We start from the raw sequence: 10,713 nt of genomic DNA, 5'->3' as shown, positions 1-10,713 counted from the left end.
GGCTTCTTCGTCGCCTTGTAATACACGGTACGACGAGGAATGCCGAGCCAGCGGCACAGCTGACTGATNGAAACGGTGTAGCCATCATCGTGGAGTCCCTGGCGGATCGTTTCGATCACTTCTCGTCCTCGCCCAGCAGGGACTGCATTTTTTTCGGGCACGCAGTTCGAGCATGGCCTCACCGTAGGCCTCCTGCAGATCCTTCAGTTGCTTCTCATACTGCTCGCGAAGATCCTGTGGATTGGCTCGCAGCGCGTTCTCCATCCCGCGCTTGCCATCATCGACCCACTTCTCGATCTCTCAGGGTGGTAGGTCGTAGGCTCGACTCGCTTCGGCGATCGTCGTCTTGCCTTGGATGATCTCCAGAACCAGCGCGCTCTTACGGCGCGCTGTCCAGCGTTTGATCTCGTCGTCCATCAATGTGCTCAAGTGTCTCTCCAGTTAGATTAACACCTGAGCAGGAATTCAGTAATGGTATGGACGCTCCCCGGTCTCTCTCCTGCGCTGCACGCTATGCAAAGATCGAAGAGCAATCTTCAAACAGATGAGGTTTCTCCATGCCTGTCTCCGTCATCGGGATTGATCTTGCGAAGACTGTTTTCCAGGTTCACGGGGTCGATGACTCAGGGCGGCCTATTCTGCTCAAGCAGTTGCGACGAGAGCAGATGATGTCATTCTTTGTACAAATTCCTCCTTGCCTAATCGGTATGGAAGCCTGCGCGAGTGCGCATCATTGGGCGAGGAAGCTTCAAGGGTTGGGTCATAGCGTGCGCCTGATGGCGCCTCAGTTCGTGAAGCCGTACGTGAAGAGCAATAAGAACGACGCAGCGGATGCAGAGGCCATTTGCGAAGCAGTGAGGCGGCCCACGATGCGATTCGCTCCAATACATTGAGCAGCAAGCGGCACTGGCGTTGCATCGAGTTCGCCAGAGCTTGGTGAAGTCGCGTACAGCGCAAGCCAATCAGATCCGAGGTTTACTTGCGGAGTACGGACTTGTTATGCCTGCGCGGATCTCGTCAGTGCGCAGTGGCGTGCCGAAGCTACTCGATGAGGCCGCCGGATGGTTACCAGGAGTATTTCGAGAGCTGATACTGGGGTTGCTCGACCATTTGGGATCATTGGATCAACGAGTAAAGGAGCTCGAGCGCCAGATCCAACTTTGGCATCGAGACAATGCGTTCAGCCGTAGGCTCGAGGATATCCCGGGCATCGGCCCTCTGACCGCCAGCGCGCTCGTTGCTTCGATCGGAGACGCCAAGCAGTTCAGCACTGGCAGGCAACTCGCCGCGTGGCTCGGGTTGGTGCCCAGGCAGTATTCCACCGGCGGCAAACCGAAGCTGCTTGGAATCAGCAAGCGCGGCGATTCGTATCTGCGCACGCTACTGATTCACGAAGCTCGATCCGCACTCCGTACTGCGCATCGGAAACCAATTGGTGAGCTGTGGCTTAATAATCTCGTTGAGCGGCGTCATCGCAATATCGCGGCCGTAGCGTTGGCCAACAAGAACGCCCGCATAGTTTGGGCGCTGTTAGCACGCGACAGAAGATATGACGATAATTTTGAGCGGCCGCTCCAGACCGCATGAGGGCGAATCATCGCATCTACCCTAACTAACCCACGATTTGCTGAGGCGACGAAACCGTTGATGGCAAGACAGGTAAGACCGTGACCGGGCAGCCTGGTAGTGACCCCGCACTCCGGAGTGCAGTTCAGTTTTTTAGGCCCTGGTCAGCGAAAACCATCAGGAACCGCAGCCGACGAGCTGCACATGAGTTCGAATGTATGGCTACTAACCCACCTTGCTAAAACCATCGCCGCGGTGAGCTCACTTCAGAAACAGGGGATCCTCTATGTATGGGCACTACATGCTGGCGCAATTGTCGAAGGGTTGACGCTCCTTTGAGAGGTTCAAGACTGGTTACCAATCGCTTTGTTTCGTCGAAGATCTCGCCGAATTCTAACCAGATTTGAAACATACTATCCATCTCAGGGGCTGAGTGCTCGGGAGGTACTTCATAGTTATACGCGTGAACGAACTTCCAGGGTTCGTAAAGAGAATGAATCAACGGACTCACCCGCTCTAGTTGGGGTAAAGCAAAGGATCAAGCGATCCGTGGAGAGGGTAATGTCGTACTCCCGCATATGTGTCGCGACAAACAATCTGGCGAGATAGCAATGCAAGCAGAGGTGACTGAGCGCCTTGCGTACAGGCTTCACTGCGATTGCGGGATGCATCTGCCACTTCACATCGCAAAGAAGATTGGTCATCTTGTAAGGTCCGATGTGGCAAGTATTTGGCGCCAGCGGCTATCGAAAACACATTGGTCCATGTTCTTCGCCGAACATCAGGAAGCTCATGGCGCCTATGTATACGTTACGCATGACTCATTCGTGCTGCAGGAAGGCTCTACCGAGCTGTCGATGAAGCTCCGATTTCATGGACAGGGATTGATTCTGCGCGGTACCGGCAAAGATGTGTCCAGCGCTATCATAGATGCACTCGGTCTAAGATTTGAGGTTCGCTGTTGCAGCACATGCGCGGACACGTTGCGGGCGGGCAACGTCGCATTCGTGGAGATATCGATGCCGAATGGCGAGACTGCTTGTGGCCTTGGTGACCATGAGAATGTGGTTGCGGCGCAGATCAAGGCCATTCTGAACGCCGTCAATCATGCTCTCAATCAAGGTGTCCTGAAAGATGAGATGTTGGTGGCGGCGTCACCGGGTTAGAGATAGGCCAAACTAGTAGGATGGATCTGCCGTTTTTTGGAGGCGCGCTTGATGTGACGCACAGGGGGCGTGGATGGGGGATCACCCGGTCGACCGTAAGCTAGCTGCGATGCTTGGTCATCCGCGAGAGAGGAGCTGCAGCGTACTGAAGGACACCGAACTTACACGATGATTGACACATTTAGCTATCAGCCATTTGTTAGCTCCGCGATTGCGAAGCTATTCATGAGAGCGTCAACGTGTGTCACGACGCGTGTGAGACGTGCGAGGGTTTCCAAAAGTGTCTTCGCCTCAACGCTTCGAACGTTTGTTCGGGGAAAGCGGTCATACTCCTATACTCACGACTTGCTACAGAGGGGCGGTTCATATAATTGACAATCGCTCCGCAGTACCCCGTCCCGGATCCAGAGCCTCCTGGCAGGAGAAGATAAATAATGATAACTCACGTACTCATCATCAGTATCTGGCAGTCCACTAGCCAATTTTATTTCAGAAATGAGCGGTGGCTGGCCACAACGGACGTATGCTCATAGCTCAAGGAGAACTATCATGTCGAATCTCGCGTTACTCGGCGGTCGACCAGTATTCGAGTGTCCGCTCGAGCTTAGTTCGATCTGGCCCCCGACGGATGAAGTAACGGCAGGCAAGCTTCAGGAGCTCTACTTCTCGAGGCGATGGACAGCATTCCACGACGCTGAGCCAGCTTTTACAGAAGCCTTCGCTGCGCATCATGGCGCACGGTACGGAATATTCACAGTCAACGGGACGGTCACTCTGCAATGCGCGCTTGGGGCTTACGGGATAGGGCCGGGTGATGAAGTAATCGTAGCGCCACTGACCTGGTATGCGACCGCTATGGCTGTGCGTCACGTCGGCGCATGCCCTGTGTTCGTTGACATTGAGCCGGATACGCTCTGCATCGACCCTGACAAGATTGCGAACGCAATTACTGAGCGGACGAAGGCGATCATCCCAGTCCATGCCTACGGATCGATGGCGGATATGGACAGAATTATGGCCATTGCGCGGCGTCACGGTCTTCGGGTCATTGAGGACTGTGCGCATATGCACGGGGGCATCTGGGATGGAAAAGGAATTGGCAGTATTGGTGACGTCGGTTCATTCAGTTTTCAGCAGACCAAGACCATGTCGAGCGGCGAAGGCGGAATTTGCATTACCAATGATTTCGACACGGCCGACCGGCTCTTCCGGATGAAGCAGATAGGTTACGGTTTCGGGGAACTGCCGCGAGAGGCAAAAAGTGGCCCTCCCCGCGACCTCACTTGCTACAACTTCCGCGCTACAGCATTCCATTCAGTCATTTTATCGGAGCAATTGATGTCGCTCGACAGTCGTCTGGAGCGATATCGCAAAGCGGTACGGTATCTGGAGGACCGGCTCGGCCAGAGTACCAGGATCCGTTTTCAGGTGCCTGGGCGCAAGGCTGATCGTCAAGGTTACTTTGGGTGGGTAATGCTCTTCGATGATCCCATGTACGCGGACATCCCCGTGGGCGTCATACATGCGGCGATAAAGGCCGAAGGCTTAACTCTTATTCCTGGCGAAGGCCCGATCTACCGCTTCATCTTGTTCAACCTTGGTCCGGAGGAATATCGCATCGATCAGCCCTGTCCGGTTACTGAGCGAGCCTGCTCGCGCATGCTGTGGGTACTGCACGCATACCTGGGGCTCGATAGAACTCATATCGAGCGCATAGCCGACGCAATCGAAAAGGTCATCAGCAGCCCCGATGAGCTGCGAAGGTATGCGAGAAGTCTGCCCGCCGGCGTCGAAAAGCTTCAACCGGTGGCGGAGTAACCTTGATCCGCACTACTCACTGGGTCAGGCCGAGGGCTAGGTCTGTCGATTCTTGCTGAGCGTCAACGGGCCATTTTTGCATCCTCGATAGAATTCGACTAGGCAGCGCGTGAAGGATCTGCAGGAGGCCTACGGTGAGGCCATGCTCGAACTGCGTGCCCGAAAAAAATGCAGTCCCTGCTGGGCGAGGACGAGAAGTGATCGAAACGATCCGCCAGGGACTCCACGATGATGGCTACACCGTTTCGATCAGTCAGCTGTGCCGCTGGCTCGGCATTCCTCGTCGTACCGTGTATTACAAGGCGACGAAGAAGCCTCCGGTGGTGCAGGAGCGCTTCGCTCGACCCATCAAGCAGATGATCGAGGAAAATCCCTCGTTCGGCTATCGCACGGTGGCGTATCTGCTGAAGTTCAACAAGAACACCGTCCAATGCATTTTCCAGCTGAGGTATTGGCAGGTACGCAAGCGGCCTGTCGGCTTTCGGCCGCGGATTCGAACTCTACCATCGGTAGCAAGCGCGCCGCACGAGCGCTGGGCGACGGACCTGTGTCGAGCGTGGAGCGGCCGCGATGGCTGGGCGGTTCTCGCGCTCGTCATCGACTGCTGCACCCGAGAATTGCTGGGATGGCATCTGTCTCGGAGCGGCCGATCGCGTACGGCCGAGGCAGCGCTCGAGCAAGCGCTGATCGCGCGCTTCGGCACACTGGGGCGCGTACCGGCGCCGTTCTTGCTTCGCTCGGATAATGGCCTGGTTTTCACGAGCCGCAGCTATACCGCGCTAGTGCGCAGCTATGGGCTTCGCCAGGAGTTCATCACACCGCGCTCACCGGAGCAGAACGGCATGGTCGAACGCGTGATCCGCACGCTGAAGGACCAATGCGTGCATCGTCACCGGTTCGAAACGCTGCAGCATGCAAATCGGGTCATCAGCGACTGGATCAGCTTCTACAACAACCAGCGGCCACACCAGGCATTGGACATGAGAACGCCCGCTGAGGCGTTCAAATTAGCAGCATGACCTGAGCAGAAATCGGTGGGTCATTACATGTGTGCGCTGACGACCTGATCTTGAGCCCGACGTGCGGTGTCGAGCGTTACGAAGTTATCGAACTCATGAGTGCGCGGAGGCCGATGGCTGGACCAGACGGGTTAGAGCATCGATCCGAAGCGGCAGGTTCCGTTCGGAAGCTCGTGATCGGAGAGCGTTGGTCGTCCGGGAATGAAGGTCTAACGATTCTGTATGTTGAGGTCACTCCATTGTGATGAATAATCCAAACCTGCATGCTCAATTGTTCCTTGAAATGATCCGTCCTCGGCGCGCCGTATTGATTTACGGGGGGGGCGCTGTCCAGGTGTCTGCAATGGGAACGGCACTCCCGGGGAGGGCATGCGATCTGCTTAATAATCAACAACATGCTGCGTGTTGACGGTCGTCAAGCAGCGCGCAGTCGCCTTGGCGGGGCATTCAATGTCAACCGGAGATCCTTCGAAAGGACTGTTGAGAAGCTCATTCTCATGTTCAACGGCCGCTGGCTTCGATATACATCCCTAACGCTGTGGGCGTCTTTTCGAGAGCCATACGAGACAGATCCAACGGAGAGCGAGAAATGGAAATCTCGACGACATCAGACATAGAAGCATTTGCGCGAACGTGCTTCACTGCGTTCGGCAGAAGGCCCGCGGCCAAGTATGTCGAGCAGCTAGCGAAACTCATCGATTTGGACAGAGCGCATGTCGCGTACGCTGAGGGCACGCTTGTGGGATGCGCGGGCGCTTATAATCACATACTCGCGGTGCCTGGGGGTACTGTTCCGGCCGCGGCGATATTCGGCGCAGGTGTGCTGCCGTCGCATCGACGGTGCGGTATCATGACAAGGCTGCAGAAGGTCCAGCTAGAAGATGCTCACAGGCGCGGCGAGTCGGTTGCATATCTTTGGCCATCTGAAGCGGCGATATATGGCCGATATGGTTACGGAATGGCATCGTTAGCAATGCGCGTCGCGATCGAGAAAGGAGTAAGTGAGCTAAGAGATCCTCCGAGATCATTGAACAATGTGAGGCTTGTCGATCGAGGTGAGGCACATGAGCGCGTCGCAGCAATCTACGCCAAGCTCTGGAGGGATCATCCAGGGATGTTCTCTCGCGGCGAGGATTGGTGGTCTACGCGTTTAGCCAATCCCGATCTTTTTTTTGCTGTCTGGGATAGTGCTTACGCACTCTACACTGTGAATCCGGATGCTTCGTCAGACAGTTACGCTTGCGAGGTGGAAGTCGTTGAAGCGCTTGCTTCCTCCGTCGAAGGCTATGCTAATATTTTGCGCTATTTGCTTGGCATGGATCTGGTCAAGGCTGTTAAGGCGTCCTACTTGCCGGTGGACCATCCGCTTATTCTGATGCTGAAGGACATACGGAGAGCGAACTGCCGCATTCGAGATGGTGTTTGGGTTCGAATTATTGATGTGGAGGCGGCTCTGAGAGCGCGCGCGCTACGCGGTGGGTGCGTCGTGATCCGTGTGAATGATCGCTTGTTGCCGCATAATGACGACACCTGGAGGGTGGGGGTTGGTGGTGTGTCGAGAGCCGCAACCTCGCCTGATCTCGTGATCGACATCGCGGACCTCGGATCCGTGTATCTCGGTGGGTTCACGTTCTCGGATTTGATGAAAAGCGGCCGCGTCCATGAACAAATCCGCGGGGCTGTGCATAGAGCCGACGAGGTATTTGCGTGGGATCGCAAGCCATGGTGCCCGGAGCCGTTCTGAGAAATTCCTGTGCTTATCGCCTGAGCGCTCTGCCTGAACCGATCTGCATTGCTTTGATATTGCTTTGATCTCTTTCTGGCGATGATGATGCGGATGAGCAGGCGCAGGTTTGGGGCGACACCGACCGTGCTCAAATCTGATAGAGTCATGCGCGGAGGATCGCCTTTGATTGGCGATAGACTATGTGTGAAGCTCATATGCTATCAATCCTCCAGGAAGTGTCGTAGAACATTCTCTGTGATGACGGAAATATTGTTAAGATAGTTGTTGTGTCCAAGGCTGCCGCACCATGTCATCGAGCCGACGGAGAATACGGCGCCTTTGTTCGCACAAGAGAATAAGACCATTTCTGCACTGATTGAAGAACGATAATGCTCAGGGACGGGATAGTTTCCTAACATTTCTTCAATCACACACAGCATTTCGTCAGCGTGGTTCTCCGATCGCGCCACGATGATCGCATTGTCTGGGGTGCCATATTCGAGATTTGTTCTATCAATCTCTTGTCCTGCCGCGCCCCCGAAGATTCCAAAATTGCCGAGTATGTCGGTATCCACTCCTTTCAACATGAAAGCAGCTGCGCCGTCCCTAACTTCCGGAAGCACTCTGTAGTACGATGACCCGGCTCCTTGCGCTATGAATCCGACTCCGACGCTTTTCTGAGGAGGATGTCCTAAGTCTCGCCATATCCCTCCCACTTCGCCCGTAAATGCAAGAGATGATTCTCCCACCCCAGAGCGGTGTGTGGCTGTGCCACTTCGGCCTCGGCGCACCTCAATTGCCGCCGGAAAGCGCTGGTGCACACCGATCCGCCAGTAGAAACCATTGCCACCCAAGTACATTAGCCGTCCGCCATTGACTGGGTAGGAGGCGACGGCCTTTAATTGTTCAGTCGTATAGTATTCCGGATGATTGCCAGTGATAATAACTCTATATTCCTTCAACAGGCCTAGACCTTCCTGATGAACTAGCTCGTCGGTAATCACATCGTACGGGAAGTTTTTTTCTTCTAGCCAGTCTGTCAGTAGAAGATCGGCGCAGAGCGTCCATAGAATGGATTTCGGTCTCAGGCTAAGTAGTGGCCTCAGCCAAGAAGAGAAGTGTACGGGACTGCCGTCAATGTGCTGATCATATAAAGAAAGGCCGAGGTCATAGTGCTCCTCAATGGTGACGGCATATTCCTGGCTCCCTGGGCCCATCATGTTGATCTTGTCACTATAATAGTCAGTTAGTGACATCCCAGTCTGCTTTCGGCCAACTTCCATGTTATGGAAGTTTCCATAGGCCAGGTACGTATATGTTGGGATCAAGAGTGCTATAGCTGCCTGTGGGGAGCGCTTTGGCGCCGCCACAAAGAACGGTATGTGCTCCTCGCAGGCAGCATTTCGAAGTCTTAGTGCATAGATGCCGCTGCGGAGGTTGTCAGGAATCGAAAGTTCAATGTCGGTCAACCAGCCGCAGTCATACAAGTCGTCACAGTGAAAGTGAATGGCAGAGTACTGTTCAGGAGCGTTCGGCCATTCCATCGTTGTACCGTTCCAACGGGTGCCCCGAACAGCACGCAGGGGCAAGTTGTACGTGCGCCCATGTGCTGCGTTTTCGGAACAATCGTACACTATGTCTCCATCCGCTCCCCGACTGAAATCCCAATCGGCAAGAAGCTGGCGGGTTAGGTGTGTTGGTCGCGCCCCCAGGAGGACGTCTCGGACCTCGCGGTCCGTGAGCATCCCTGCATAGATGACCGGAGCCTCGATTCGGCCATTGAAGCACCCGACGGGTATGACTCGACCGAGCGCATCACGTCCCCCGAGCGCTGCCGCCATAAGCAACTCAGAATCGGCGTCGTTCCGACACTCTGTAATAGTGCTTCTACCAATGCCATGCTTACTAACAACCTCCGCGCCTTCATTCTGCGCGCAAATTATGAGAGCACGCGACGTTGTCCAGTTCACACTCGCGGCCACGTGATACCACTGCCTCTGTTTCAATGGAGCATCGAGGGAAACAGATAGTGATGTTCCACGAGCGCGGATTCTCAGTGACAGATGGCCGTGTTTGTTGAGGTGGAGCGTCCATCCGCTATGAAGTACATCATTCCATCGACAGATCAAGTGCTGTTCGCCGTGGAGAGGGGTTGTCGGATACACGTTGAGTGCAACAGCCATTTGATCTGTTGAGTCCTCAAGGTGCTTTCGATCGACGACAATGCAGGAGCCAGCTGCGATGCGCTGATGGCGACCGCAATACATTCGATTCACGGGAGAGTCGATCTCGATCTCTTTGTAGGTCGCTGTCGGTGAATGCACGTCTCCATTTACCAGGCGAACTAGTTGTGCGTTGTACGGCTCATTCTTCTCTGAGCTGATTTTAAAGGAAATCTTTTCACGTGGCCGAGCGGTTAGCTTATCCGCGTAGCCAAGTAGTGCCTTCCTGCGAATTTTGTTAGTCATTTTTTTCCGTGACCACGGCGCCGCCGAAGCGCATCGGTGGGCTTGTGCCAATAGGGGGGGGGCGAGCGCACCCCGGGACACTGCCGATGAAGCGTCGTGGCGAACACATGGCGATGAATGCGTTCGTGTTCCGGTGGGTCTTAAGTCCTATTGTGGTAGACCGCCATGGTCTGATAGCTAACCCCGAGCGGATGCCGATTTTCTCCGAGCGTTCGCATTCAGTTTCGGCGGATCTGCGCCGGCGACGGGGCTCGATCGATCAGATCGACCATTGCTGGATGATCCAGATGCGGACCGACGACACGCTCCAGCGGCGGATGGATTTGGGTCAGCAGACCGCGGATGCGATCACTGGTCTGTGTGATCTGCCCGGCGAGATCGTCATCGAAACCACACAGCATTGTGAGTTCAGCGACGTCATGTCGGCAAGCTTCAGCGAGCGCAATGTGTGCGGCAGAGTGCGAGCAGCCTGCCGCACACGCTTCGTTCGCTGAAGATTGCTGATCAGGACGTCGCCGAGCTGACGATGCTGTGCGGCTTCGATGACGATCTCGCCGGTCAGATCACGCAAACCAGCAATCGCATCGTGGCCTGCTCACGCAGATCCATCCGGCACTGGAGCGCGCCGTCGGTCCACATCTGGATCATCCCGCGATGCTCGACCTGTGCGCCGGTCACGCGACGCTCTGGATCGTCGATCCGTGGCGAGCAACCCTCTCGACGGGGAAACAAACAACTGAAGCGCGCGCTATTCCTGTCGGCGTTCGCGGCACTGCGAGACCCCATCTCGAGGTCCTACTACGCTCGTAAGATCAGTCAAGGAAAGCGTCACAATCAGGCCCTCGTCGCACTCGCGCGCAGGCGCTGCGATGTGCTCTTCGCCATGCTTCGCGACGGCACTTTTTACTGCCCGCCGACCACCGAAACTCCATTGGCAACGACATAGGGGC

5 protein-coding genes and 5 pseudogenes are annotated in these 10,713 nt (G+C 55.4%); 7 read left to right on the top strand and 3 right to left on the bottom strand.

The features are described 5' to 3' along the window. Positions 1-115: 115 nt before the first annotated feature. Positions 116-429 (bottom strand): annotated as a pseudogene (locus tag D0550_RS36840) (DUF1153 domain-containing protein). 128 nt (positions 430-557) lie between these two features. Between D0550_RS36840 and D0550_RS14760 the strand changes: the two are divergent. The 6 genes and pseudogenes from D0550_RS14760 to D0550_RS14735 all read left to right on the top strand — a co-directional run bounded on the left by D0550_RS14760 (position 558) and on the right by D0550_RS14735 (position 7,313). Then, positions 558-1,587, top strand: a pseudogene (locus D0550_RS14760) (IS110 family RNA-guided transposase). A 644-nt stretch (positions 1,588-2,231) separates the two neighbouring features. Next, positions 2,232-2,732, top strand: a complete 501-nt coding sequence (locus tag D0550_RS14755; protein ID WP_206606298.1) for a 2-isopropylmalate synthase — start codon at positions 2,232-2,234, stop codon at positions 2,730-2,732. Between the two features lie 549 nt (positions 2,733-3,281). Continuing rightward, positions 3,282-4,550, top strand: a complete 1,269-nt coding sequence (locus D0550_RS14750) for a DegT/DnrJ/EryC1/StrS family aminotransferase (protein WP_161965833.1) — start codon at positions 3,282-3,284, stop codon at positions 4,548-4,550. Between the two features lie 103 nt (positions 4,551-4,653). Further along, positions 4,654-4,751, top strand: a pseudogene (locus D0550_RS36835) (DUF1153 domain-containing protein); the annotation flags it as partial. After that, positions 4,748-5,569 (top strand): IS3 family transposase, encoded by an 822-nt coding sequence (locus D0550_RS14740; protein WP_116809966.1) that lies wholly within the window; start codon positions 4,748-4,750, stop codon positions 5,567-5,569. The pseudogene D0550_RS36835 and the gene D0550_RS14740, both read left to right, overlap by 4 nt. A gap of 589 nt (positions 5,570-6,158) precedes the next feature. Then, positions 6,159-7,313 (top strand): GNAT family N-acetyltransferase, encoded by a 1,155-nt coding sequence (locus D0550_RS14735; protein ID WP_116809965.1) that lies wholly within the window; start codon positions 6,159-6,161, stop codon positions 7,311-7,313. 203 nt (positions 7,314-7,516) lie between these two features. Here D0550_RS14735 and D0550_RS14730 read toward each other — a convergent pair whose 3' ends face one another. Next, positions 7,517-9,763, bottom strand: a complete 2,247-nt coding sequence (locus tag D0550_RS14730) for a N,N-dimethylformamidase beta subunit family domain-containing protein (protein WP_153067176.1) — start codon at positions 9,761-9,763, stop codon at positions 7,517-7,519. Positions 9,764-9,987: 224 nt separating this feature from the next. Then, a pseudogene (locus tag D0550_RS14725) lies at positions 9,988-10,241 on the bottom strand (IS110 family transposase); the annotation flags it as partial. Here D0550_RS14725 and D0550_RS14720 point away from each other — a divergent pair. Next, a pseudogene (locus tag D0550_RS14720) lies at positions 10,203-10,709 on the top strand (IS110 family transposase); the annotation flags it as partial. The pseudogenes D0550_RS14725 and D0550_RS14720 sit on opposite strands and share 39 nt — an antisense overlap. Between the last annotated feature and the right edge of the window lie 4 nt (positions 10,710-10,713).

It is taken from the genome of Steroidobacter cummioxidans, from assembly GCF_003104955.1.
This window is presented reverse-complemented; position numbering and strand designations above follow the sequence as displayed.